Source organism: Bradyrhizobium liaoningense (assembly GCF_018130955.1).
Lineage (GTDB): Bacteria > Pseudomonadota > Alphaproteobacteria > Rhizobiales > Xanthobacteraceae > Bradyrhizobium > Bradyrhizobium liaoningense_C.
Map to the genome: position 1 here is coordinate 33,520 of NZ_JAFCJM010000025.1, position 25,469 is coordinate 58,988.

General features: G+C 65.3%; 19 protein-coding genes. 13 read left to right on the top strand and 6 right to left on the bottom strand.

Going from position 1 to position 25,469, the window contains the following annotated elements; genetic code table 11:
- The first annotated feature begins 114 nt into the window (after nucleotides 1–114).
- The 8 genes from JQ632_RS21075 (at nucleotide 115) to JQ632_RS21110 (ending at nucleotide 7,129) form a co-directional block, all read left to right on the top strand.
- Entirely contained in the window at nucleotides 115–1,410 is a 1,296-nt protein-coding gene (locus JQ632_RS21075) for an alanine racemase (protein ID WP_212404496.1), read from the top strand.
- A gap of 9 nt (nucleotides 1,411–1,419) precedes the next feature.
- Nucleotides 1,420–2,079: an amino acid ABC transporter permease gene (locus tag JQ632_RS21080; RefSeq protein WP_212404497.1), complete on the top strand. Its 660-nt coding sequence runs from the start codon at nucleotides 1,420–1,422 to the stop codon at nucleotides 2,077–2,079.
- Between the two features lie 10 nt (nucleotides 2,080–2,089).
- Nucleotides 2,090–2,740, top strand: coding sequence for an amino acid ABC transporter permease (locus JQ632_RS21085; protein ID WP_212404498.1), 651 nt, complete (start codon nucleotides 2,090–2,092; stop codon nucleotides 2,738–2,740).
- Entirely contained in the window at nucleotides 2,727–3,455 is a 729-nt protein-coding gene (locus JQ632_RS21090) for an amino acid ABC transporter ATP-binding protein (protein ID WP_212404499.1), read from the top strand. The genes JQ632_RS21085 and JQ632_RS21090 overlap by 14 nt, the downstream gene beginning before the upstream one ends.
- Before the next feature lie 46 nt (nucleotides 3,456–3,501).
- Nucleotides 3,502–4,299, top strand: a complete 798-nt coding sequence (locus JQ632_RS21095; protein WP_212404500.1) for a transporter substrate-binding domain-containing protein — start codon at nucleotides 3,502–3,504, stop codon at nucleotides 4,297–4,299.
- Between the two features lie 60 nt (nucleotides 4,300–4,359).
- Entirely contained in the window at nucleotides 4,360–4,704 is a 345-nt protein-coding gene (locus tag JQ632_RS21100) for a RidA family protein (protein WP_212404501.1), read from the top strand.
- 306 nt (nucleotides 4,705–5,010) lie between these two features.
- Nucleotides 5,011–6,039 (top strand): succinylglutamate desuccinylase/aspartoacylase family protein, encoded by a 1,029-nt coding sequence (locus JQ632_RS21105; RefSeq protein WP_212404502.1) that lies wholly within the window; start codon nucleotides 5,011–5,013, stop codon nucleotides 6,037–6,039.
- 25 nt (nucleotides 6,040–6,064) lie between these two features.
- Nucleotides 6,065–7,129: a LacI family DNA-binding transcriptional regulator gene (locus tag JQ632_RS21110; protein ID WP_212404503.1), complete on the top strand. Its 1,065-nt coding sequence runs from the start codon at nucleotides 6,065–6,067 to the stop codon at nucleotides 7,127–7,129.
- 78 nt (nucleotides 7,130–7,207) lie between these two features.
- Here JQ632_RS21110 and JQ632_RS21115 read toward each other — a convergent pair whose 3' ends face one another.
- The 4 genes from JQ632_RS21115 to JQ632_RS21130 all read right to left on the bottom strand — a co-directional run bounded on the left by JQ632_RS21115 (nucleotide 7,208) and on the right by JQ632_RS21130 (nucleotide 10,827).
- A complete protein-coding gene (locus JQ632_RS21115; RefSeq protein WP_212404555.1) occupies nucleotides 7,208–7,492 on the bottom strand; it encodes a hypothetical protein in 285 nt (94 codons plus the stop codon).
- A gap of 147 nt (nucleotides 7,493–7,639) precedes the next feature.
- Nucleotides 7,640–8,662 carry an NADP-dependent oxidoreductase gene (locus tag JQ632_RS21120; RefSeq protein WP_212404504.1) on the bottom strand — a complete coding sequence of 341 codons (1,023 nt, stop codon included), beginning with the start codon at nucleotides 8,660–8,662 and terminating at the stop codon, nucleotides 7,640–7,642.
- Between the two features lie 150 nt (nucleotides 8,663–8,812).
- A complete protein-coding gene (gene guaB / locus JQ632_RS21125; RefSeq protein ID WP_212404505.1) occupies nucleotides 8,813–10,309 on the bottom strand; it encodes an IMP dehydrogenase in 1,497 nt (498 codons plus the stop codon).
- A 269-nt stretch (nucleotides 10,310–10,578) separates the two neighbouring features.
- A complete protein-coding gene (locus tag JQ632_RS21130) occupies nucleotides 10,579–10,827 on the bottom strand; it encodes a hypothetical protein (protein WP_212404506.1) in 249 nt (82 codons plus the stop codon).
- A gap of 160 nt (nucleotides 10,828–10,987) precedes the next feature.
- Here JQ632_RS21130 and JQ632_RS21135 point away from each other — a divergent pair, with 160 nt between their 5' ends.
- The 3 genes from JQ632_RS21135 to JQ632_RS21145 all read left to right on the top strand — a co-directional run bounded on the left by JQ632_RS21135 (nucleotide 10,988) and on the right by JQ632_RS21145 (nucleotide 14,798).
- Complete coding sequence (locus tag JQ632_RS21135) at nucleotides 10,988–12,481, top strand: MFS transporter (RefSeq protein WP_212404507.1); 1,494 nt, start codon at nucleotides 10,988–10,990, stop codon at nucleotides 12,479–12,481.
- Between the two features lie 214 nt (nucleotides 12,482–12,695).
- Nucleotides 12,696–13,727 carry a cache domain-containing protein gene (locus tag JQ632_RS21140; RefSeq protein WP_212404508.1) on the top strand — a complete coding sequence of 344 codons (1,032 nt, stop codon included), beginning with the start codon at nucleotides 12,696–12,698 and terminating at the stop codon, nucleotides 13,725–13,727.
- A 9-nt stretch (nucleotides 13,728–13,736) separates the two neighbouring features.
- On the top strand, nucleotides 13,737–14,798 hold the full coding sequence (locus JQ632_RS21145; protein ID WP_212404509.1) for a neurotransmitter-gated ion-channel ligand-binding protein: 1,062 nt from the start codon (nucleotides 13,737–13,739) through the stop codon (nucleotides 14,796–14,798).
- A 14-nt stretch (nucleotides 14,799–14,812) separates the two neighbouring features.
- Here the strand turns inward: JQ632_RS21145 and JQ632_RS21150 are convergent, their stop codons facing one another.
- Together JQ632_RS21150 and JQ632_RS21155 are read right to left on the bottom strand one after the other, a co-directional pair.
- On the bottom strand, nucleotides 14,813–15,535 hold the full coding sequence (locus tag JQ632_RS21150; protein ID WP_212404510.1) for a response regulator transcription factor: 723 nt from the start codon (nucleotides 15,533–15,535) through the stop codon (nucleotides 14,813–14,815).
- Complete coding sequence (locus JQ632_RS21155) at nucleotides 15,513–18,071, bottom strand: sensor histidine kinase (protein ID WP_212404511.1); 2,559 nt, start codon at nucleotides 18,069–18,071, stop codon at nucleotides 15,513–15,515. Before JQ632_RS21155 ends, JQ632_RS21150 begins: the two co-directional genes overlap by 23 nt.
- A gap of 282 nt (nucleotides 18,072–18,353) precedes the next feature.
- Here JQ632_RS21155 and JQ632_RS21160 point away from each other — a divergent pair, with 282 nt between their 5' ends.
- Both JQ632_RS21160 and JQ632_RS21165 read left to right on the top strand, forming a co-directional pair.
- Nucleotides 18,354–20,456, top strand: coding sequence for an autotransporter domain-containing protein (locus JQ632_RS21160; RefSeq protein WP_212404512.1), 2,103 nt, complete (start codon nucleotides 18,354–18,356; stop codon nucleotides 20,454–20,456).
- A 783-nt stretch (nucleotides 20,457–21,239) separates the two neighbouring features.
- Nucleotides 21,240–25,463, top strand: coding sequence for an Ig-like domain repeat protein (locus tag JQ632_RS21165; protein ID WP_212404513.1), 4,224 nt, complete (start codon nucleotides 21,240–21,242; stop codon nucleotides 25,461–25,463).
- Nucleotides 25,464–25,469: the final 6 nt, after the last annotated feature.

Genomic DNA, 25,469 nt, shown 5'->3' on the forward strand with positions numbered 1-25,469 from the left:
TAAATACCTCTTCGCCCTAAAGTTGAGCCAAAACGTCTAAAACTGGCTAATGACAACGTTGTCATTAGGTCATATCGTACGTTCTGGCGATCGAGCGCCACAGACGGAGCGACGATGCAGTCCTTGTCCCGATGGGAAGCCCAGCGCCTTTCTGCGACCACCAGAGGAATTCCTCTGGTCGACGGCATTCCCTCCGAGGAGATCGGCAGCCGGGGCTGGCGTCCCTCGCGCGGCGACCTCGCGCTTCCCGCCCTCACCCTCGATGAAGCCGCCTTCGCTGGCAATCGCGACCTGTTCCTGCGCTGGTGCGAGGCTGCAGGCGTCAGCGTGGCGCCCCACGCCAAGACACCGATGTCGCCCGCGCTTGCCCGCTCGCTGCGTGAGGCCGGCGCCTGGGGGACGACGGTTGCGAACATCCAGCAGGCCGCCGTGCTGCTTGGCCATGGCGAGCGGCGGCTGTTGCTCGCCAATGAGATCGGCGGGCTCGCCGCCGGGCGCCGGCTCGGCGCGCTGCTGAGCGCCTATCCGGAGGCCGAGTTTCATGCCTTCGCCGACTCGCCGGCCGCGGTGGCCGCACTCGCGGAGGCCGCGCGGTACGCAGGCCGCTCCGAGCTGTCGGTGCTGGTCGAGCTCGGCACGGGCCGCGCCGGCGCGTGCGATTGGGCCGCGGTCGAAGCGGTCATCGCCGCGGTGCTTGCCGCCGACGCGCTCGTGCTCGGCGGCGTCGCGACTTACGAAGGCGCGGCGGCGACATCGAACGCTGACGAAACGACACACGCCATCGCGACGCTGATGGAGCGCACGGCCGACGCGTTCGCGCTGGTTCGACGCGCTGCCCCTCGCCGTCCGCTGCTGCTGAGCGCCGGAGGCTCGGCCTATTTCGACGTCGTGGCAAAAGCGCTGGCCCCGTTCGCGAAGGCCGACGGCAACGCAAAAGTGATCCTGCGCTCGGGCGCGCTGTTCTTCGCCGATCACGGCATCTATGCCCGCGCCTTTGTCGAGATCGACCGGCGCGGTGGCCTCGTCATCGATGGCGTACGGCGCTCGGCGGCAGATGGCTTTCGCCCCGCCCTGACGCTCTGGGCCGAGGTGCTGTCGCGTCCCGAACCGGGCCTCGCCATCGCAGGCTTCGGCATGCGCGATGCTTCCTTCGATCAGGGCCTTCCCGTTTCGCTGCGCGTCTGGCGCGACGGTATCGAACAGCAAGACCTCGCCGACGAGCTGACGGTCACCCGCCTCAACGACCAGCACGCCTTCATCCAGGTGCCCGTGGACAGTCCGCTTGCGGTCGGCAACATCATCGCCTTCGGCATCTCGCATCCCTGCACCTGTCTCGACCGCTGGCGCGTGATCTTTGGTCTCGACGCCGACGGCGCCGTGACGTGCGCGCTCGACACCCAGTTCGGCTGAGCGCGCGCGATGAATTTCCTGCCGCTCTGGCGCTATCAGAACCAGTTGATCGACGGGGCCATCGTCACGCTCGAATTGACCGTGGTTGCGGCCCTGTTCGGAATCCTGATCGGCGTTGCCGGCGCGGTCGCTCTGAATGGCCGCATCGCGCCGCTGCGCTGGCTGGTGCGCGGTTACATCGAGCTATTCCGCAACACGCCGTCGCTGATCCAGATCTTCATCGTGTTCTTCGTGCTCCCGACCTTCGGCCTCAAGCTCCCGGCGTTCGAAGCGGCATGCGTGGCGCTGTCGCTCTATTTCGGCGCCTATTCGGTCGAGATCATCCGGTCGGGACTGGATTCCATTCCGCGGAGCCAGGTCGAGGCCGGCCAGTGCCTTGGCCTCTCCGGCTGGCAGGTGTTTCGTCACATCGTGCTGCCGCCTGCGCTGCGCAATGCCTATCCGGCCGTCACCAGCCAGTTCGTGCTGCTGCTGCTCGGCACCTCGCTCGCCTCGCAGGTCGCCGCCGACGAGCTGTTTCACGTCGCAGGCTTCATCGAGAGCCGCACCTACCGCAGTTTTGAGGTCTATGCGGTGATCTGCGCCGTCTATTTCGCGATGGCGATGGCGTTCAAGGCGCTGTTCGCGCTGGTCGGCGCGGCGGCTTTCCGCTGGCCGCGGCGGCGTTGAGGGCGAGGCGATGCGATCCTTCTCCCTCATCGACCTCGCTTCGCTCGTCGCCGCGCTGCGCTGGACCGTTGTGCTCGTCGTCCTTGCACTTGCCTTCGGCGCACCGCTCGCACTTGGGCTTGCGATGGGTCGCATCAGCCGATTTGCCTCCCTGCGCTGGGCGATGGCCGCGATCATCCAAATCATCCAGAGCGTGCCGCTGCTCGGCCTCCTGTTCTTCTTCTATTTCGGCATGCCGGTCTTCCTCGGCATCCAGGTGCCCGCGATCATCGCCGTTACCGTCGCCTACACGCTCTACACCGCCGCGTTCCTCGGCGAGATCTGGCGTGGCGGGCTGGAGGCCGTGAAGCAGGCGCAGTGGGAGGCCGGAAGCTGCCTCGGCCTGTCGCTCTGGCAGCAGTTCCGCCACATCATTGCGCCGCAGGCGCTGCGTCTGTCGCTGCCGCCGACGGTCGGCTTCCTGGTGCAGCTCATCAAGGGCACCTCGCTCGCCTCGATCCTCGGCTTCGTCGAGCTTGCCCGTGCAGGCCAGGTGGTGAGCGCGGCGACGTTCCAGCCGCTGCTCACCTACGCACTCGTCGCCGCCATCTATTTCGCGCTCTGCCTGCCGCTCACGCTCTGGTCCCGCTCCCTGGAGGCCCGCCTCGATGGCTCTCGTTGAAATCCGCGACATCCACAAGAAGTTCGGCCGGGTCGACGTGCTCAAGGGCGTCTCGCTCGACGTCGAGGAAGGCGAGATCGTCACGATCATCGGCCGTTCCGGCTCGGGCAAGTCGACGCTGCTCCGCTGCATCAATGCGCTGGAGACGGTCGATGCCGGTGAGATCCGCGTCGAGGGCGAGAGGGTCCATGCCCGGATGCGCGATCTCAAGCAATTCCGCCAGCGCGTCGGCATCGTGTTCCAGGCCTTCAACCTGTTCCCGCATCTGAAGGTCGAGCGCAACATCACGCTTGCCCCTCTCCTCACCGGCCGCACCGACAAGACGAAGGCACGCGCGCTTGCCGAGGACGTGCTCGCCAGCGTCGGTCTCGCCGACAAGATCGATGCCTGGCCGGAGCAGCTCTCCGGCGGCCAGCAGCAGCGCGTCGCAATCGCCCGCTGTCTCGCGATGGCTCCTCACCTCATGCTGTTCGACGAGGTGACCTCGGCGCTCGACCCCGAGCTCGTCGGCGAAGTGTTGAAGGTGATGGAGGCGATGGCACGCCAGGGCATGACCATGATCCTCGTCACCCACGAGATGGGTTTTGCCCGCAACGTCGCCGACCGCATCGTCTTCATGCATCAGGGCCGCGTCTGGGAACAGGGGCCGCCGGCAAAGCTGTTTGCAAACCCCGAAACGCCCGAGCTCGCGAGCTTCATCGCCTCTGCGAAATGAGAACCGTCCCCGTCATCCGGCCGTCGGCCGACACCAGGAGAGCGTCATGAGAAAGTGGAAGTCCCTCTTCACGATTGCTGCGACGGCGGTCGCCGTCCTTGCCACGTCGAGTCTTGCCAGAGCTGACAAGCTCCAGGACGTGCTCGGCGCGGGCAAGCTGCGCGTCGGCATCCTCACCGACGCCGCGCCCTGGGGTTTCAAGGACGACAAGGGCGAGATCGCCGGCCTCGATGCCGACCTCGCCAAGTTGATCGCAGCCGACATGGGCGTGAAGTTCGAGCTCGTTCCCGTCACGGGCGCAGCGCGCATCCCGAGCCTGTTGTCCGACAAGATCGACATCCTGATCGCGGGTCTCGGCGCCACGCCGGAGCGCGCCCAGCAGGTGATGTTCTCCCAGCCCTACGCGGTCGTGAACCTCGGCGTCTACGGCGCGAAGTCGCTTGCGTCGGCGACCGGCAAGAAGCCGGACAATCTCGAGGGTCGCACCGTGGCCGTCGCCAAGGGCACGACGCTCGACGTCTGGCTCACCGACAACGCACCCAAGGTGAAGCTGGTCCGCTTCGAGGATACGCCGGCCGCCATCGCCGCCTATCTCGCCGGACAGGCCGACAGTTTCGCGGAGAACAGCGCGATCGCGATCAAGGTGCAGGAACAGAATCCGACCAAGGAGGTCGAGCTGAAATTCCTGATCCGCCAGTCGCCGGCGCATATCGGCGTACGTCAGGGCGAGCAGAACCTGCTCAACTGGATCAACACCGATATCTTCACCAACAAGCTGAACGGCAAGCTTGGCGTCTTGCAGCTGAAGTGGTTCAAGGAAGAGCAGACGCTGCCGACGCTGTAAGCTCGAACAAGCGCTCCCGCGCGGCGCGCGGGAGCTCACCTTCACGAGGAGAATATTCAGATGATCAAACGTTACGTCGTCGGCCCCCGCATGAGCCAGGCCGTCGCCGCCGGCGGCATGGTGCACATCGCCGGCCAGGTCGCTGATGACCGCAAGGCAGGCCTCGTGTCGCAAACCCGCGAGGTGCTCGCCAAGATCGACGCGCTGTTGAAGGAAGCCGGCTCAGACCGCTCCAAGCTCGTCGCGGTCAACGTGTTCCTGCCGCACATCACCGATTTCGACACCATGAACTCGGTGTACGACGCCTGGATCGATCCGGCTAATCCGCCGGCGCGGGCCTGCGTCGAAGCCCGCCTCGCCGATCCCGATCTGCGCGTCGAGATGACCGCGGTCGCCTTGCTCTAAAGCGGAGTGAATCTTGGTTGAAACCGTGCGCGCTCAGAACTCGAATCACCTCTCCCGTAGGGAGAGGTCGGATCGCATCGCAGATGCGAGCCGGGTGAGGGGTTCAGGTCTTACGGAACGCTGCGGCCCCTCACCCGGATTGCTCTGGACGATGCTTCGCATCGCCAGGCGCAATCCGACCTCTCCCCGCTGGGGAGAGGTGAACCGCGAACTGCCAGCCGAACCTAGTTTCATCATGCCCTAAGGCACCGCCCTTTCTTCCAACCTTCGGCCGGCGTCGGCGACGACGCGGTCTCGAGGCAGCCAATGCATACCGGACTTTTCCACGAGATCGATTTCGAGAAGGACCAGAAATGGTCCGGCCATCTCGGCATTCCCTTCTCGATCGACCGCTCCCCCTATTTCCAGCTCAAGATCCCGATCTTCCGGATCAGGAATGGTGCCGGCCCGAAACTTCTGCTGATGGCCGGCAATCACGGCGACGAATATGAGGGCGAGATTACCCTCGCGCGGCTGTTCCGCCGGCTTGATCAAGCTGCGATCAAGGGCGAGATCACCATTCTGCCCTTCGCCAACCTGCCGGCGGTGATGGCGGCGCGCCGCCGCTCGCCGCTGGACGAAGGCAATCTCAACCGGGCTTTCCCGGGCGACGCCGCGGGAACGCCGACCTTCCGCCTCGCGCATTTCCTCGAGCACGAGCTGTTCCCACGCCACGACGTGGTGTTCGACATCCACTCCGGCGGTACGTCGATGACCCACCTGCCCTGCGCCCTGATCGAGCGACAGGGACCACCCGAGATGTTCGGCCAAGCGCTGCGTCTCATGGAAGGGTTAGGGATGCCCTTCGCCTTCGTTGCCGAGAACGGCGCGGCCGCGCCGACCTCGATGGCGGCCGCCGCACGCGCCGGCGCGATCGGGCTGTCAGGTGAATTCGGCGGCGGCGGCACCGTTACGCCGCAGACCATGGCGCTCACTGCGCGTGCCGTCGACAGCCTGCTGCTTGCACTTGGTCTCGTCGAGAAGCCGGTGCTCGGGCCGCATGCGCCGGTCGAGGGACCGACCGAACTTTTGGCCCTGCAAAGTCACGCCCAGGCGGTGTACGCGACGCGGCGCGGCTGGTTCGAGCCGGCCGTCACGGTCGGCACGCGCGTCAAGGCCGGCGGCGTCGCCGGCTGGTATCATGATTTCGAGCGCCCGGAGCTGGCCGAAGAGGTGCTGCGCTTCCCCGCCGACGGCATCGTCATCTCGCAACGCCTCCACACCGACAGCCAGAGCGGCGATTGCCTGGTCCAGGTCGGCCGTGCCCTGACACGCGATGAGGCTTTGGCGCGATGAAGTTGTAATCTAGCTTCGGGATTCGATGACCGATCCGCTGACACCGACCTACGACGACGTGGTGCGCATCCCCGCGCCGCCCGGCCGCGGCCCTGCGACCGGGCGACCGCCGCGCATCGAGGAAGTGGCGGAGCGCGCCGGCGTCGCGCCGATCACGGTGTCGCGGGTGCTGCGACATCCCGAGAAGGTCAATCGCGAAACCCGCGACCGCATCCTCGAAGTGATCGAGACGACGGGATATGCGTCCAACCCGCATGCGCGCGCACTACGGTCGGGACGATCGAACGTGGTCGTGGCCTTCGTCTCCAACATCCTCAGTCAGCAGTTCGGCCTCGCCGTGCGCAGCCTCGCGGCCGCGCTCGAGCCCGAAGGCTATGAAGTGCTGGTCGGCCAGACCTCCTACTCCTACGCCAAGGAGGTCGCGATGATCCAGTCTCTGCGCGGCATCCGGCCGGCGGCGGTGATGTTCACCGGCGTCATCGAGCTGCAGGAAAATCGCGCCGCGTTGCAGGAGTTCGGCATTCCCGTGATCGAGACCTGGGCCTTTCCGCGCGACCCCATCGACATGCTGGTCGGATTTTCCAATGCGGATGCCGGCGCCATGGCGGCGGAGCGCCTGGCGCAGACAGGCCATCGCCGGGTCGCCTTCATCGGACGGAGCAGCGGCCGCGGCGCGCTGCGCCGCGATGGTTTTCGCGCGGCGGCGACGAGGCTCGGTCTCGAAATCGTTCATGAGATCGGCGTCGGCGAGATCACCGGCCTCATCGATGGCCGGGCCGCATTCGCGGCCCTGCTCGATCGCGGCAATCCCGTCAGCGCGGTTTTCTGCGCCAACGATCTCCTGGCGACCGGCGCGCTGATCGAGGCCCGCTCGCGCGGCATCTCGGTGCCGCGCGACCTCGCGCTGCTCGGCTTCGGCGACAATGATGTTGCGGACCAGATCACGCCGGGCCTCACCACCATCACCTTCGATGCCACCGCGATCGGCCGGGCGGCGGGTGAGCTATTGCTGGCGCGTCTGGCCGGCACGCCACCAGCCGAGCCGCGACATGCGGTCGAGCTGGTCCTCCTCGAGCGCGGCAGCGTCTGAGGCCTAAAGCGCGATGGCGTTAGGTCGAATCGTCATCGCGCTTTCGGAAAACCGCTGCGCACTTTTCCGGATCATGCTTTAGGCGACGTTCTTGAGATCCTGCTGGATCGCGGCCAGCAGCGATTGCAGCGCGTCGCTGTTCACCGGCTTGGCGTCATTGGCCACGCGCGGGGTCGGACGCGCCGGGAATTTTGGCCGTGCAGGATATGGCGGCGGAGGCACCGGCATCGCTGCCTGCCCGGGCTCGTCGTCAGCATGAACGAACTTGCCATGGATGACGTCGTCGCGCCGGCCCATGACGAACATCGTCGCCCAATAGCCGGCGGCCAGAAGAATTACGCAGAAAATACCGATCTCAAACAACATCGCATCACCTGAAATTGGTTCGATGATTCAATGCCTTCGACCGCCGGTCAATGAACCGGCGGTCATACTTGCGGCTTTTGCGGGCAGGTGTTGCCGATTGGTAACGCCTTATTAACCATACGGGGCCCGCTCAAGCCCCCCGTCTCACGCCTTGTCCGGCCCGACCCTGACGAGCTGCTTGCCGAAATTGGCGCCCTTCAACAGGCCCATGAAGGCATCAGGCGCGCTGTCGAGGCCCTCGGTGACGAACTCCTTGTATTTCACCTTGCCCTCGCGGACCCAGCCGGACATGTCGCGCAGGAAGTCGCCATGGCGGGAGGCAAAATCGCTGACGATGAAGCCGCGGAATGTCAGGCGCTTGGTCAGCATCGCGAACATCAGCGACGACGCCCATTTCGGCGGCTTGGCGTCGGTGTCGTTGTAGTGGGCGATCAGGCCGCACACGGGAACGCGCGCGAACGGATTGAGCAGCGGGAAGACCGCCTCGAACACCGCGCCACCGACGTTCTCGAAATAGACGTCGATGCCTTTCGGGCAGGCAAACTTCAGCTTCGCGGCAAACTCGGTTTCGCGGTGATCGAGGCAGTCGTCGAAGCCGAGCTCGTTCTTGACGTAATCGCACTTGTCCTTGCCGCCGGCGATACCGACTGCGCGCGCCCCCTTGATCCTGGCGATCTGGCCGACGGCCGAGCCGACCGCGCCGGAGGCGCCGGCAACCACCACGGTTTCGCCCGGTTGCGGCTTGCCGATGTCGAGCAGGCCCGTATAGGCGGTCATTCCGGGCATGCCGAGCACGCCTACGGCGGTCGAGATCGGTGCGAGTTTTGGATCGATCTTCGCAAGCCCCTTGCCATCGGAGATCGCATGCGTCTGCCAGCCGGCCCGCGCGAGCACGATGTCACCTTTGGCAAAGTTCGGATTGTTGGAGGCTGCCACCTCGCACACCGTGCCGGCTTCCATCACGCCGCCGACCGGCACCGGCGCCGCATAGGACTTTGTGTCGTTCATGCGTCCGCGCATATAGGGATCGAGCGACAGCCAGATCGTGCGCAGCAGAACTTCGCCCTGCCCTGGCGTCGGCACCGCAAATTCCTCGATGCGGAAATCGGACGGCTTTGGCGCGCCGACGGGGCGCGCGGCGAGAACGATGCGTTTGCCTTGGGACATGATGGCTTCCTCCAAAATGCTTGTTGCAGTCATTTAGGAGACGCATCGCGACGGCGCAAACCCGAGCACCGTCGTTCCCGATCCCGGGCGACAGCGCTGTCAAGTCTCCGTCGTCAAGCCCGGCCATGACGATGGATAGAGCGAAGCCGACTAACCCCCGCCCGGATAGTTCGGGGATTCGCGCGTGATAGTCACGTCGTGGACGTGGCTTTCGCGCAGGCCTGCGCCGGTGATGCGGACGAATTGTGCCTTCTTGTGCAGATCGTCCAGCGTGCGAGCGCCGACATAACCCATCGCGGCACGCAGGCCGCCGGCGAGCTGATGCATGACGTTGCCGACCGGGCCCTTGTAGGGCACCTGGCCCTCGATGCCTTCGGGCACCAGCTTCAGCGTGTCCTTGATGTCCTGCTGGAAGTAGCGGTCAGCCGAGCCGCGCGCCATTGCGCCGACCGAGCCCATGCCGCGATAGGCCTTGTAGGAGCGGCCCTGCCACAAAAATACTTCGCCGGGCGTCTCGTCGGTGCCAGCGAGCAGCGAGCCGACCATCGCGATGTCGGCGCCCGCGGCGAGCGCCTTGGCCAGATCGCCGGAGTACTTGATGCCGCCGTCGGCGATCACGGGCACGTCGGCCTTCTTCGCGGCCTCGACCGCATCCATGATCGCGGTGAGCTGCGGCACGCCGACGCCGGCGACGATGCGCGTGGTGCAGATCGAGCCCGGGCCGATGCCGACCTTGATGCAGTCGGCGCCCGCATCGATCAACGCCTGCGTGCCTTCCGTGGTCGCGACGTTGCCGGCGACGACCTGCACCGAGTTCGACAGCCGCTTGATGCGGTTGACGGCGGTGAGCACGTGCCTGGAATGTCCATGTGCGGTATCGACGACGACGAGATCGACGCCGGCATCGATCAGCCGCTCGGTGCGCTCGAAGCCGCTCTCGCCGACGGTCGTTGCGGCGGCGACGCGCAGGCGGCCCTGCGCATCCTTGCAGGCGAGCGGATGGGCGACCGCCTTTTCCATGTCCTTGACGGTGATCAGGCCGACGCAGCGATATTGATCGTCGACGACGAGCAGCTTTTCGATGCGGTGCTTGTGCAGCATCCGCCTCGCCTCGTCCTGGCTGACATTCTCGCGCACCGTGACGAGGTTTTCATGCGTCATCAGCTCGGAGACTTTTTGCCGGCGGTCGTGCGCAAAGCGGACGTCGCGGTTGGTCAGGATGCCGACGAGCTTGCCCGGCGTGGTCTTGCCTGCGCCGGTGACTACGGGAATGCCGGAAATGCCGTGATCGCTCATCAGCTTGAGCGCATCGTCGAGCGAGGCATCGGGGCTGATGGTGAGCGGATTCACCACCATGCCCGACTCGTATCGCTTGACCTGCCGGACCTGCGCGGCCTGCCCTTCGGGGTCGAAATTGCGGTGGATGACGCCGAGGCCGCCGGCCTGCGCCATGGCGATCGCCATGCGCGCCTCGGTGACGGTGTCCATGGCGGACGCCATGATCGGGATGTTGAGCGGAATGGCGCGGGTGACGCGCGATCGGATGTCGACCTCGGACGGCAGCACGTCCGAAAGGCCCGGCTTCAACAGCACGTCGTCGAATGTATAGGCTTCGCGGATGCCCTGAAGGCCCTGCACCGTCGCCATCGCCAACTCCTTCCTGCGGCCATGCCGCAAATGCTTATGGATGAGCGCCGCCCTTGGCCTGCCTTGCGGCAGTACCGTCGAATCGGAGCCCATCAGTGGGGTTGACGCGGGTCGATAGCACGGCCGGCTGACGAATCAAAGCCATTCGGCCCGTTTGCCAGCCATGCACAGGCTTTTTTGCGCCTTGGGTACTGGTTTTGATGCGTTTTCTCGACGCGAACCGGTGTCCATCCCGGATCAAGTCCGGGACAGGCTTCGCTGGAAACGCCTTACTGCGGATAGCCGGGCGGCGGGCCGTGCTGGCGGATCGCGTCCACAACCTCCCGATGCCGCCGGTCTTCCCGCTTCATGTGCACCGCGATCAGTGCATGGGCTGATGGCACCAGGAACAGGACCGGGAAAATCAGGCCGAAAATTACGCAGACCACGATCACGACGAGATTGAGGATCGCCGAGAACGGCTGACCGTTCAGGAGCAGCCCGATCGGCGGCAGCAGCGCGGCAAGGATGTAGATCATCGCGGGATCTCCGGCAGCCGGCGCAACCTGGGACACGCTTGGTGGTCACACCGGTGTGAGGCAGGATCTAGGTGCTATGCGCAGTTCCGCAATGGTCTCAACCGCGCGGCGGTGTTAAGCCGCAAACACCCTCGCTTCCGATTTCCATTACTTTTCGGTCATGTCGGACAACAAGCAACGCATCATCCCGCTGATCGTGGCGACCGCCCTGTTCATGGAGAACATGGACTCGACTGTCATCGCCACCTCGCTGCCGGCGATCGCCACCGACATCGGCACGAGCCCGCTGACGCTCAAGCTCGCGATCACCTCCTATCTGCTGTCGCTGGCGGTGTTCATCCCGGCGAGCGGCTGGACCGCCGACCGGTTTGGCGCGCGGCTGGTGTTCGCGATCGCGGTCGGCGTGTTCATGGTCGGCTCGGTCGGCTGCGCGCTGTCGCAATCGGTCACCCATTTCGTGTTCGCGCGCATCCTGCAGGGCATGGGCGGAGCGATGATGACGCCGGTCGGCCGCCTCGTGCTGCTGCGCTCGATCGACAAGAGCGAGCTGGTCAACGCCATGGCGTGGGTGACGGTCCCTGCCCTGATCGGCCCCGTGATCGGTCCACCGCTCGGCGGCTTCATCACGACCTACGCGTCGTGGCACTGGATCTTTCTGATCAACCTGCCGATCGGGCTCGTCGGCATTTTCATGGCGCTCCGCTTCATCGATCCCATCAAGAGCGAGACGCAGGAGCCGTTCGATCTCTACGGCGTGGTGCTTGCGGGCATCGGTCTCGCCGGCATCGCGTTCGGTCTGTCGGTGGCAGGGCTCAACCTCCTGCCCTGGAGCACGGTCGCGGTCCTGGTCGTGGGCGGGTCGATCTCGATGACACTCTATGTCCTGCACGCGCGGCGGACGGGATCGCCGGTGCTGGACTTTTCGCTCCTGAAGCTGCCGACGCTGCGCGCGGCCATTTTCGGCGGCTTCATGTTCCGGCTCGGGATCGGCGCGCTACCTTTCCTGCTTCCACTCCTGATGCAGATCGGGTTCGGGCTGTCGCCGTTCCATTCGGGCCTGGTCACCTTTGCCTCCTCGCTGGGCGCCATGGGCATGAAGACGCTGGCGGCGCGCATCATCCGCACCTTCGGCTTCCGCAATCTGATGACCATCAACGCGATCATCAGCGCCTTCTTCCTCGCCGTCTGCGCGCTGTTCACGGTGACGACGCCGCTGCTCATCATGATGGTCATCCTGGTGGTCGGCGGCTTCTTCCGTTCGCTCGAGTTCACCGCGATCAACACGGTGGCCTATGCCGACGTCGAGACGGCGCAGATGAGCCGCGCCACCACGCTTGTCAGCGTCAACCAGCAGCTCGCGGTCTCGGCCGGCGTCGCCGTCGGCGCCGCATCGGTCGAGACCACGATGTGGCTCAGCCATGTCAGCGAGCTCAACGCCACCGTGTTCGCGCCGGCCTTCATCGTGGTCGCGCTGAGCTCGGCTGCGTCGAGCTGGTTCTTCTGGCAGATGCCGGCCGATGCCGGCCACGAGATTTCGGGGCGCAAGGCGGTCGAGGTCGCAAGCCGCAAGGGCGCGGCCAAGAGCGCGGCGAGCGCCGCCGTCAAGGCGGCGACGGAGGATACCCAGGACGTGCGGGACCAGAGGCTGGGGTAGCGCCTCAACCCGTCACTCATCCTGCTGGATTTCAGGCTTTCATCAACGCCCATTGATATTTGGCGCCACCCGCAGCGGGTAGAGTGCTGCGATAGGGTGAGCTGGAAATGGACGGCTTCCACGCGAAGCAGCCGCCCGCTAGCTCATCTCACCGCAATTGCATCTTGCTCTCTATCAGGCCGCCGCCTCACGTCCGCCGCCACGGAATTTCCATATGCTCGCGATCGAAGATTCTACTACAGCCGCTGACACGGCGACGGAGCGGCTCGATTTCAAACGCGAGCGCCGCCAGTCACTCGGTCTGTCGGGCGTAGTCGCCGCAACGGTGACCGCCGTGATCGCGGCCGCCTTCGGCGTCATGCTCTGGTTTGCCGACGATTACGAGACTGAAATCCGAACCCGCGTCCGCAGCGACGAGATGCGGCTCGTCAACGGCGAGCTCTCGACCGCTTTCGACCGCGGTGGCCACTTCGCTTTGGCGCTGGCCGAGGTCACGGCGCGGCGCACGGCGATTCGCCAAGCGCTCGCTGCGAGGGATCGAGCCGAATTGATGCGCCAGTCCGCAGAAACCTTTGACCATCTGCGCCAGCAGGCCGGCGTGCAGATCTTCGGCTTCCAGGACAAGAACATCCGCTATTTCCTGCGCGTCCACAAGCCCGAGCAATTCGACGACGATATCTCCGGATTTCGTCCGATGATCGTCGCCGCCAATCGCACCGGTCGCCCGCAGGTCGGGCTGGAGATCGGCGTTGCCGGAATCGGTCTGCGCGGGGCGACCATCGTCGAGCAGCAGGGCGCCATGGTCGGGACTGTTGAGGTCGGCCTCGATCTCAAGCCTTTGATCGAGAGCGTCAAGGCAACCTCCAACGCCGACATTGCGATCGTCGTCGTTCCCTCGCTTGCGGGCATCGCGCTCGATCCCAAGCTGCCTGCCTTCGGCGATCTCGTGCTGGCGATGTCGACCGACGGGCAGCTGTTCTCGTCGCTGATGAAGATGATGCCGCTGCGTCCGGCGCACGACAGCGTGGCCGGTTCGCCGACGATTGACGGCCGTCGCTATGACCTGATCACGCGGCCGCTCGTCGATTTCAGCGGCCGCATGATCGGCTTCTCGATCGCGCTCAAGGCTGATTACGGCACCGAACTCGGACGCTCGCGCACCGAATTGCGCGTCATTGCGATCTGCGGCGGCATCTGCGCTTTCCTGGCGTTCGCGCTCCTGTTCCGGGCCACGCGCGCGCGGTAGAGCATGACCATGAGACCATTCGCCGGCATCCTAGGCCTTTTCCTGACGTTGTTCTGTCTCGCTTCAGCGCCGGCGGAGGCGATTCAGATCGAGTTGCCGGCGGGAGCGCAGCTTCCGGTGCGGGTGCGGGTCGCGGTGCGAATCCTCAAGGTGCTCTCGATCAAGGAAGTCGTCGGAGAGGGACGCCTGTTCGTCGAAGTCACGCAGCGCTGGACCGATCATCGGCAGGCCTTCGATCCGGTCGCGATAGGCTTCGGCCGGCTCGACCGCACAGGTGCGGATGCCGACGAGTATCTGAAATCGATTTGGACGGCTGGCCTCGAGATCGAGAATCGCATCGGCGAGCCGGAGGCCCGCACCGTGGCCACGTCAACCTATGCCAACGGCGAAGTGATGCTCATCGAGCGTTACGAGGCTCGCTTTCGCTTTGGCCTGAACCTCAACGCCTTCCCGTTCGATCGCCAGGATCTCACGCTCTCGTTCTTCCTGCCGCGCCACGCGGCGCAGGACGCAATCCTGATTTCCGCCGAGGCCGATCGAGACATCTCCGGAATCGAGGATACGTCCGCGTCGGTGGACTGGCGCGCCGCGGGTCTGCGCTTCGCCAACCGCGACGCGATGGGGTGGAACGCCCGCAGCTATTCCAAGCTCGACGTGACCATGACGCTCGCGCGGATCTCGACGCATTACCTGCTGCGCATCTTTGTGCCAATCATGGCCGTACTGGCCGTATCGGTTTTCGTGCTATGGGCGCCAGGTCTCGCCTCCAAGGACAAGGGCAGCCTGATCTTCTCGTCGCTGCTCGCCCTCGCGGCCATCAGCTTCACCTTCGAATCGAGCTTCCCGGGCTGCATCTCGCTCAACACGCCGGTCGCCCAGATCATCTCTCTTGGATACATGTACTTGATCGTGGTCCTGATCGTCGACATGTCGCTGGACACCTTGTCGCGTCACACCCAAGCGGTCAGCAGGGCGGTGATCGATGAACTCAGGAGGCAGATTCGCTGGGCGCTGCCTTCCATCATGGCTGCCATATGCATCGGTGCGGCCGTGCGGGCGATCCCGGCCTGACCGGACCGAGACGCTTAGGGACAGTCCGTACCAGTGTCCGCCTGGCTCGCCGGGCGCGGGGCCGCCTGCTGCGCCGGAATCAGCGCATAGCCGACGCCGCGCACCGTTGCGATCGGCGCCGCCGTTCCGTCATATTGCATTTTCCGGCGCAGCCGCACGATCAGATTGTCGACGGTGTGCTCACTGATCTCGCGCGGGTCGCGGTTGGAGATGACGTCGAGCAGAAAATCGCGGCTCAAGGGTTGGGTCATGTGGGACGCGAGGGCGACGAGGATGTTGAACTCCCCAGACGTCAACGTGACCATGCTTCCGTCGGGACGAAACAACTCGCGCCGAACCGGATCGAGGATCCATCCGTCAAAAGTAATGATCGACTCGTTCGTCCGCCGCAGGACGCTGCGGATGCGCGCCATCAGCGTGCGCAGGTTGATCGGCTTGGAGACGTAGTCATCCCCGCCGGCATCGAGTCCTGACAGCATGTCGTCGTCGGAGTCACGGCTGGTGACGAAGATCAGGCCGCATTGCTCGCCGAGCCGCAATTCACGCGCCAGCGCGATGCCGTCGGCATCCGGCAGGTTGATATCGAGCAGGACGATGTCGGGCCTGAGCGCAGCCAGGGCGGCGCGCAGCTCGGCACCGGTCGCCACGCCATGCGCGACCATGCCCTCCTCCTTCAGGAACGAGGTCAGCATCAGCCGGATCTCCGGCGCGTCTTCAACCACGAGCACTGTCGACATTGGCTTCCTCGAACTTACTGCCGACCGCTGTTGACGCCGGCGCGCCTCGTCCGGCGCCCGGCCCCTTCAACACAAGGCCGATCTGCCTGCGGAGCGCATTGACGGCCTGATCCCGATCCCGAAGTCCGGCCACGACGGTCCTTGCGGCGATCAACGCATCATCGGCGCTCGCGGCAAGTTCAGGCATACGCAAGTTGGCCGCGCTTCCCTTGATGCGGTGGGCAATTCCCGCCAATTCCTTCGGCGTCAGGTCGTCTCGCGCCAACGCCTGGTCCAACTCTAGCAGGCCGCCGGCAAACAGCTCCTGAAACTCGTCAATGCGATCACGCCCGAAGACCTCCTCGAGCGTAAACAAATCGTCCGGCGGCTGCGGAGCCAGGAACGCCTCGACCTTCCACATGACCTCGTCCGGCGATGGCGGCGCGGCAAGCACGAGGTCCGCGCCTTCCTCCAACAGCCCCGCGCCCTCGCCGGGGATGGAGGCCGCGATGATGAAGATGCGCTTGCCTCCGTCCGAGGCGCGCGCGCGTAGCGCTCTTAGAAAGCCGGGCGGTGGAGCGACCGCAACGATCGCTGCGAATTCGCGCGCCGCAAGCATGGCGCCGGCCGCTTCGAACGAGCCGGCCGGAAAGACGCGAAACCCGAGATGCCGCAACGGGCCGTCCGTTGCCTTGCGTGCATCGCCCACCACCAGGACATCACCGCCGACAGTCAGGACAACGCCGGGGCCGGCGACCGGCCATTGCCGGATCCTCAGCACAGTCTCCACCGCACGATGCAGCGCCGCGACATCGATCGGTTTCGCAAGGTGTCCGTCCATGCCGGCAGCGCGACAGGCATCGACATCTTCCGACATGACATTTGCGGTCAGGGCAACGATCGGGACCCCGCTCAGTGACAGCGGCAGCGCGCGGATACGCTGCGTGGCCTCCAGCCCGTCCATATCCGGCATCTGCACGTCCATGAGGACGGCATCAAAGCGCGCGCTCCGGACTAGTTCGATCGCCTGCTCGCCTGTCCTCACGAGCGCAATCCGGTGACCTGCCCTCTCCAGGATCCCGCGAGCGACCTCCGCATTGATGTGAAGGTCCTCGACCAGCAGCAGTTTCAATGGCCTGACGGGCGGGGTCGGCGCGTCGATCGTCTCGCGCGCAGCCGAGCCATCGTCCGCGGGCAGCGGCAATGAGAAGCGAAAGCGGCTGCCCTGCCCCGGCGCGCTCTCGACCTCGATCTCGCCCTTCATGCCCTCCACAAGCCGCTTGCAGATCGCAAGTCCGAGGCCGGTGCCGCCAAAACGCCGGCGGATCGAGGCGTCGCCCTGTTCGAACGACTGAAACAGATGGGACTGCTGCTCGGCGGTGATGCCGATGCCCGTGTCCGAAACGCAGAAGGCGACCCGCGCCTCGTCCTTGAGCCCCGATACCGTCACCTCGACCCTGACGCCCCCTTGACTCGTGAACTTCAGGGCGTTTCCGATCAGATTGAACAGAATCTGCCGCACCCGCGACTGATCGCCGAGCACCCATCGCGGCACGGCCGGCGAAAGCACGAGCTCCAGCGTCAAGCCGTTCTCGTGCGCACGCGGCGTCATGAGGTTGACGATCTCGCGCAGACTTTGCCTGACGTCGAACGGCGCGCGTTCGTAGATCTCGGCCTGCCGTTCGAGCTTGGAGATGTCGAGAATGTCATCGAGGATCCGGAGGAGGCCCTCCGCTGAGGACCTGATGGTCGAAAGACGCCTGCGCTGGGTGAGCGGCAAGGGATCATCCAGCGCCAGTTGCGCCATGCCAAGGATTCCGTTCATCGGCGTGCGGATCTCATGGCTCATGACCGCGAGGAAGTCGGCCTTGACGCTCGCGGCCGCCTCCGCCGCGTCCTTGGCTTCGCGCAAATCGAGATTGGTCTGCCGTTCGCGGGCGATGCGCAGATATTCCTCGCGCCGCAGCCGATTGAACTGCGTGCGGGACACGGCACCGACGACATAGCCGACCAGCACGACCAGCACGATGATCGTCAGATCGAGCGGACTCTCCGGGTCGGGCCTGAGCACCGCCCAGAACAACAGGCTGACGATGGGCGCATAGGCGCTCGTCAACGCAACCCAGCGAAATCGCCCCGGGAGACACAGGTTGAGCGCGATGGCAATCAGCGGCAGCAATAGTCCGCCATGACGGGTCAGGCTCGGATGGTTGAATATCAGGGCGTTGAGCGTGAAGAACGCAACCTGGTGCAGATGGGTGATCGCAACGATGCGGGCATATCGGGTCGTCCGCAGCACGGCCAGCACGGCGGCCGCCGCCGTGAGCGCGATCAGCAGCCGGACCTCAACGAAGGACGCGAGCCGTGGGCCGGTCAGCATCAAAAAATCCAGCGGCACGAATGACAGGCTCGCGGCCGTTTCGGCGAGGATGCACAACAGGGCCATCGCGCGTGCCGATTGCCAGATGCTCGCGGAGAACGCCTCCTCCGTCTTGCCGTCGCGAAATTCGCCGCTCGTCCCAATCAGCCCGGGAAGGTCCAATTCTACCGCCGGCATCCCGGCCGATCTCCTCGCTCGCCACCTGCTTTCATTTGCAGGAGTGTGCCACGTTCGTCCAGAGCCAATATAGACCGGAGATTTGCGGCCCCTAAGCCGGAGATCAATCGGCGTTGATGGTCGATTCTCTCCCCTTCGCCTACCAGACCTTCCAGTCGATCCCAGACACGAAGACGTCGCGTCGCTTGGATTTGCGGCCGTTGATGGCCGCACGCCCCGATCAGTGCGGCCGCAGCACCGAGACAAGCTCTCGGCTGGGATCCGTGCAGGTGGGGATGGGGTATGACTTGCTTTGATCTCGATATGGCCGCGCAAAGCGTGATACGACACGCTCTCGTCAGCCTGCGCGCCCCTTCCAACGGCTTCGGGCAGGCCGCTGCGGCGGCGTTGCGCCTGATCGTGCTGTTCGTTCTCCTCCAGGCGACCAGCGTCGGCTCGGCTCTGGCGGCAACCACCTGCGCCGACATCAAGGCCGGTGCCTTCGACGCGAGCGGGGCCGACCACCAATCAGACACCACGGTGTCGCTGACCGCGGGCGACATCATCACGCTGAACTACACGTTCGTCGTTGACACGACCTTCTTCTACGGCATCGAGCTCGGCGTCGGCGGCCACTATGCCGACGGCTCCAACACGGTATCGGGCACGCTGCATGTCACCGTGACAACGACGGGAGCACAGATTTTCGCGTGGCGTGCGCTCAGCGAAGGCCTGCCGTCCCAGATCGACGTCACCGTCACCTGCTCGGGCACGACGTCGGCGCCGGTCGCCAATCCCGTAAGCGCGACGGTGGCGCAAAACAGCAGCAACAATCCAGTTACGCTCGACATCACCGGCGCGGTGGCAACCTCGGTAGCGGTGAGTGCGTCGGCCTCGCACGGCACGGCGACGGCGTCGGGGACGTCCATCACCTATACGCCGGCGAACGGCTACAGCGGCGCCGACAGTTTCACCTATACCGCGAGCAATGCGGCCGGCACGTCGTCACCGGCGACCGTGAGCATCACGGTCAAGAGTGCCGGTCCCGTGGTGACGAGCGCCAGCCCGGCCGCCGGGCTGGTGGCCGGGCACCAAACGACGATCGTCACCGGTCAGCAACTCACCGGCGCCACGTCGGTCCAGTTCGGCGGCGTAAACGTGCTCGGATTTCAGGTGCTGAGCGCGACGCAGATTACGGTGGTGACGCCGCCCCATGCCGCCGGCACGGTCGACGTCACGGTCACCACACCGCTCGGCTCCGCCACGGGTACGGGCATCTATCGCTACACGGCCATGCCGGATCCGACCGCCGATCCGACCGTGAAGGCGATGGTCGACTTCCAGGTTCACACCGTGCAGGTGATGGGGCAACAGCAGATCGACAATGTGCAGGACCGATTGACCGAGTTGCACAATGACGACGTGCCTGTGGTCAGCAACAGGGCCTCCTTCGCGCAGATCCCAGCGCCACAGAGGCCGTATGGCCCGCCAGCGGGTGCTGAGGACAAGACGGGCGCGGCCGCCAATCCGGCGCAGACGCGGCACGGGCCGAAGGACGCGCCGGCGACGGCCGTATCCGACTCTCCACTGCGCTACTGGACCGCAGGTTCGCTGCTATTCGGCCAGGACACCACCTATGCCAGCGCCAAATACAACGTTGTCTCCACCGGACTTACCGCCGGCGTCGACACACGCCTGACCCGAAACCTGAAAGCCGGTGTCGCCGTCGGCTTCGGTATCGATCATGCCACGATCGGCAGCGACGGTTCGCACATCAATGCCAATGTCTGGTCGACGCAGGCCTATGCCAGCTACCGGGCTGCGCCGCAGTGGTTCATCGACGGCATCCTCGGCTATGCCGCGGGCAGGCTCGGCAATTATCGCTACGACAGCTCGGCACTGGCGTTCGGCTCCGGACATCGAGGGGCCGACGATCTGTTCGGCTCGCTGGCGGTGAGCCGTGAGATCAAGCTCGATCGCTGGAAGATCGCGCCCTATGCGCGGCTGGACCTACAATGGATTCGGCTCGACGGCTATGCCGAGAGTGGCGCCGGCATCTACAACCTGACCTTCAACCGGACCTCGGCCGTCGATCTGGCGGGCATGCTCGGGACCAGGTTCACCCATGTGATGGACACCTCGGCCGGCCTGCTCAAATCGAGCTTCGAGCTCACCTATCGTCGCAGCTTCAGCGGCTCATACACTCAGCTCATCGCCTACAACTTTGATCCCACGACGACCTACAGCCTGTTCGGCTTGGCGGAGAAGCGCGACCAGGCCCTGATCGGTCTCGGCTTCGAGTTGCAGGTGAACCGGTCGGTCAGCCTTGGCGTCCAGCTCGACGAACTGATCGCCAACAACGCGCGCAACGAACGCGGACGGGCCCACCTCAAGATTGGATTCTGAGATGGCGCTGGCGTTGTGGGATCGGTCGCGATGACACACCCCACAGGACTTCACACGGATTGCGGAGGCCGGAAATGATCGTTGCAGGCAGGTCAGATCGAGCAAGGTTGACCGCTGGCCCTCCAGCCCAAGACGAAATGGGCTGGCTCCTGGCCGTAGCCGCCGCCTTTCTGATCGTTCACATCGTCGCCTTGACGATCTGCGAACGCGCCTCCGCAGACCGACCACTCCCGGCACAATCGGCACTATCACAGGAATGCGACTAGCCTCGCCGATGTCGCCTTCTGGCTGCCCAGCCCCTGAGATCAATCCACGTTGATGGTGGATCTGCCACCCGTCGCCTACCAGACGCAACGAAACAGCGTGTGAGATATCAGGGCTGGCGGGCCATTTCCCCTGACGACCCTCTCCTCGCCGATGCGATTCCTGCGACGTCGTTCGCAGCAATCCGAACGAAGGGGACAGGGCATGCATTCGGGTTGTTTCGACGTGGTCGCGCGTTGCGACCAGCTTGAGAACGGTCGCGCCGGTCGATCACCATTTGCCGGCGAACGCTCGGTCGCAACCGCGCTGACTTCCACCATTCGAAACGGCTTCCTGTCCATTTGGCTGGCCGTCATTCTGCTTTTCTCGGCGAGCGCACCCGCCCACGCCGACCGAACGCTCCCGAACGCAACGGCCGGCACTGCGTATTCGCAGAGTATCACGATCGATACGGACGTAAACGGCGCTTGGTGCAACGTCGACCGGATAGTCTCCAACGTGCCGTCGACGCTCTTGTTCATGAGCACGACGAATCCTGGCGACGTCACATGCACGGCTCTCCTCAGTGGCACGCCCACGCTGGCGGGCACTTACAGCACAATCGTTGAGATCGACGAAGCCCCGCCAAGCACCTATCCTGCCGACGCAGTCGTCATAAATGGCGGCCTCGGTGCCAGGATCACCTATCAGATCACGATTGATAAGGCCTCGCCGACGCTGTCCATCTCGGCGTTGCCGTCTTCAGCGACCTACGGCAACTCGGTGATGCTGACGGCGACCGTGAGCGGCGGCGCCTCGGCAAGCGGAACGGTCACCTTCTACGATGGCGCAACCCCGATCGGCACGGCGTCCATCACGGGGACCACGGCAAGCCTGGCGACCAGCTCGCTTCCGGCCGGCTCGCATACGATCACGGCGAGCTACGGCGGCGATGCCAACAACAATTCCGCGACGACGAGCAGCGGGGCCACCGTGACGGTGGCGCAGACCACGCCGACCCTGGCACTCGTCGCCTCGCCGTCCTCGGCGAGCTATGGCTCGTCGGTGGCGCTGGTCGCAACCTTGTCCGGCGCCGTCTCGGCGACCGGCTCCGTGACCTTTCTGGAAGGCGCGACCCCGCTCGGCAGCGCGACTGTCTCCGGGACCACCGCGATCCTGTTGCTATCGTCACTCCCGGTGGGAACGCACACCATCACGGCGAGCTACGGTGGCGATGCCAACAATGCGTCGGCGACGTCGGGCTCGGTGACCGTGACCATCACGCAGGATACGCCGACTGTCGCCTTGAGTGCATCTTCCACATCGATCAGCTCGGGCTCCTCTGTGACCCTCGTCGCCTCGCTCAGCGGCGGCGCCTCGCCGACCGGCTCCATCACCTTCTATGACGGCGCCACCTCGCTCGGCTCCGGCACCATTTCCGGATCGGCTGCGATGCTGACGGTGTCGTCGCTGTCGACCGGATCGCACACGGTCACCGCCGTCTATGGCGGTGACAGCCACAATGCCGGCGCGACGTCCAACCCTGTCACGGTGGCGGTCGGCCAGGCATCGCTCTCGATCTCACTGTCAAGCTCCTCGCTCTCGCCGACGCTCGGCGACATGGTAACCTTGACCGCGACACTCTCCGGCGGGTCTTCGCCAAGCGGCACCGTGACCTTCAAGGACGGCTCCACAACCCTTGGCACCGCGACGATCTCAGGTTCGACCGCGACCTTCGCGGCATCCGCGCTCGCGGTCGGCTCACACACGATCACAGCCGTCTATGGTGGCGACGGCAGCAATGCTACGGCGGCGTCGAGCGCAATCACCGTTACCGTCGCCAAGATCTCGCCCGCGGTCGCGATTTCGAGCTCCTCGCTTTCGCCGACCGTGGGTCAGTCCGTGACCTTCACCGCAACGCTCTCCGGCGGCTCATCGCCGAGCGGCACCGTGACCTTCCAGGATGGCTCCACGGTGCTCGGCTCCGCCACGATTTCGAGCTCGACCGCGACCTTTGCAACCGCCGCCTTCACGGTGGGGACGCATGCGATCACCGCCGTCTATGGCGGCGACAGCAACAACGCCACGGTCGCCTCCAGCGCGGTCACGGTCACGGTCGGCCAGGCCTCACCCTCGGTCTCGCTTTCGGCGTCATCGACCTCGCCGGCCGTCGGCCAGTCCTTGACGTTCACGGCGACGCTCTCCGGCGGATCATCGTCGAGCGGCACCGTGACCTTCCAGGACGGCTCGACGGTCCTTGGCTCGGCGATGATCTCGAGCGCGACCGCGACCTTCGCGACCGCGGCGCTCGCGGTCGGCACGCATTCGATCACCGCCGTCTATGGCGGCGACAGCAGCAACGCCACGGCAACATCGAGTGCCGTGACGGTTACGGTCGGCAAGACATCGCCTTCGGTTGCCGTCTCCGCCTCACCGGCATCGGCCTCCGTCGGCCAGTCCGTAACCTTCACGGCGACGCTCTCCGGCGGCGCCTCCGCCGGCGGCACCGTCACCTTCAATGACGGCGCGTCTGCACTCGGCTCGGCAACGATCTCGGGTTCGAGCGCGACCTTCACCACATCGGCGCTCGCAGTCGGGTCGCATTCGATCACCGCCTCCTATAGCGGCGACAGCAGCAATGGCACCGCAACATCCAGCGCCATCACGGTGACGATCGGCAAGACGTCTCCCTCGATCGCGGTGTCGGCCTCGCGGACCTCGCCGGCGGCTGGCCAGTCGGTGACCTTCACGGCAACGATCTCCGGCGGCTCCTCGCCAAGCGGCACAGTGACTTTCCAGGACGGCTCGACAGTCCTTGGCACTGCGACGATCTCGGGCTCGAGCGCCACCTTCTCCAGCGCGGCGCTTGCAGCCGGCACGCATTCGATCACCGCTGCCTATGCCGGCGACAGCAGCAATGCCACCGCGACATCCAGCGCGGTCACCGTGACGGTCGGGCTGGCCTCTCCCTCCCTCTCACTGTCGAGCTCGGTGAGCTCGGCGACATCAGGCCAGACCGTAACACTCACGGCAACACTTTCCGGCGGGTCATCGCCATCCGGCTCCATCACCTTCAAGGACGGCGCGACGACGCTCGGCACTGCGACCATTTCCGGCACGGTCGCGGTGCTCGCCACGTCGACCCTTGCGGTGGGCACGCATTCCATGACTGTGGTCTATGGCGGCGACAGCAACAATGCCGCGGCGACCTCGAGCGCGGTCAGCGTGACGATCGGCAAGGCTGCGCCCACAATCTCGGTTTCGAGCTCGTCGAGCGCACCGGCGGCCGGCCAATCCGTGACCTTGACGGCGACGCTCTCGGGAGGGGCCAACCCAGGCGGCACCGTCACCTTCAAGGACGGAACGACGGCGCTCGGCACTGCGGGCGTTTCCGGCTCAACTGCGATTTTCGCAACGACGCTTGCCGCAGGCTCGCATTCGATCGTCGCCGTCTACGCCGGAGATGGCAGCAATGCCGGCGCGACGTCGAGCGCGATCACGCTCTCGGTCGGGCGCTCCGATCCCACGGCCAGCGCAGCGGTGCGCGGCTTGGTTGGCTCGCAGGTATCCACCGCCATGAGGTTCGGTCAGACCCAGATCGGCAATATCTTCCACCGCTTCGAAAGCCTGCACGACCGGGATGACGCCGGTGGCTCCCCTTCCGAGGTGGATCGTCGGCCTGCATCGGGCGGCACGGGCGCAGGCGCAAATGGCGCGCCGGCCGGCAACCTCGATATCGACGGCCGGGCGGCCGGCCTCTTCAACGCCCCGTCCGGCATGACGCAGGCTCTCGGCTACACCCAAGCGCTCGGCTATGCCGGTGATTTGCCGATCCTCAGCCCGCCCATGCAGAGCGACGCAGGCCGTGCCGTAAGCCAGCTCTCCGCCGCACTGCCGCAGGCGATGGAAGCGCTCGACAAGACCAATCTGCTGCCGTTCCACATCTGGGCCTCCGGTACGGTCGGGTTCGGCCGGCTGCAGCGCGACAACAATTTTGACAATCGCTTCACCACCTCAGGGCTGACCCTGGGCTTCGATCGGCGCCTCGCCGACGGCTTCAAGGCCGGCGCGGCTCTTGGGCTCGGTTTCGACAACACCAAGATCGGCACCGACGGATCGCGGATCGACGCACGGAGCTTTGACGCCACGATCTATGCGAGTTGGCGCTTCCTGCCGCATACGTATCTCGACATGGCAGGCGGTTACGGCTGGCTCCGTTTCGACAACAAGCGCTGGTCGAGCGACGGCAACGTCATGCTGACCGGTCAGCGCGCGGGCAGCCAGCTCTTCGGCACGCTCGGCCTGACCCATGTATCCAAATGGGACGACTTCAAGCTCTCGTCCTACGGCCGCCTCGATGTCGTGAGGGCGGCGCTCGACGGTTACAGCGAGACCGGCTCGAGCGCATGGGCCCTGACCTACGACAAGATGAACACGACCAGCGTTGCCAGCGTTCTCGGCGGCCGCCTCGCCTATCCGATCCTGCAAAGCTGGGGCGTGCTGACCCCGGCCGTTCGCGCGGAATGGCGACATGCCTTCGACGGCGGATATGTGCAGGGTCTGAACTACGTCGATCTCGTCGGCCTGACCTCCGGCTATACGCTCAGCGGCACCGCGACCGCACGCGACACCGTGACCGGCGGCCTTTCGGTGAGAGCCGATGTCGGCAACGCGCTCAGCCTCGATCTGGAGTATCTGCTGACGAGCTCAATCACCGGCGTCGAAAGCCAGAGAGTGCGCGGCGCAATGAAGTACGGTTTCTGAGGCCGT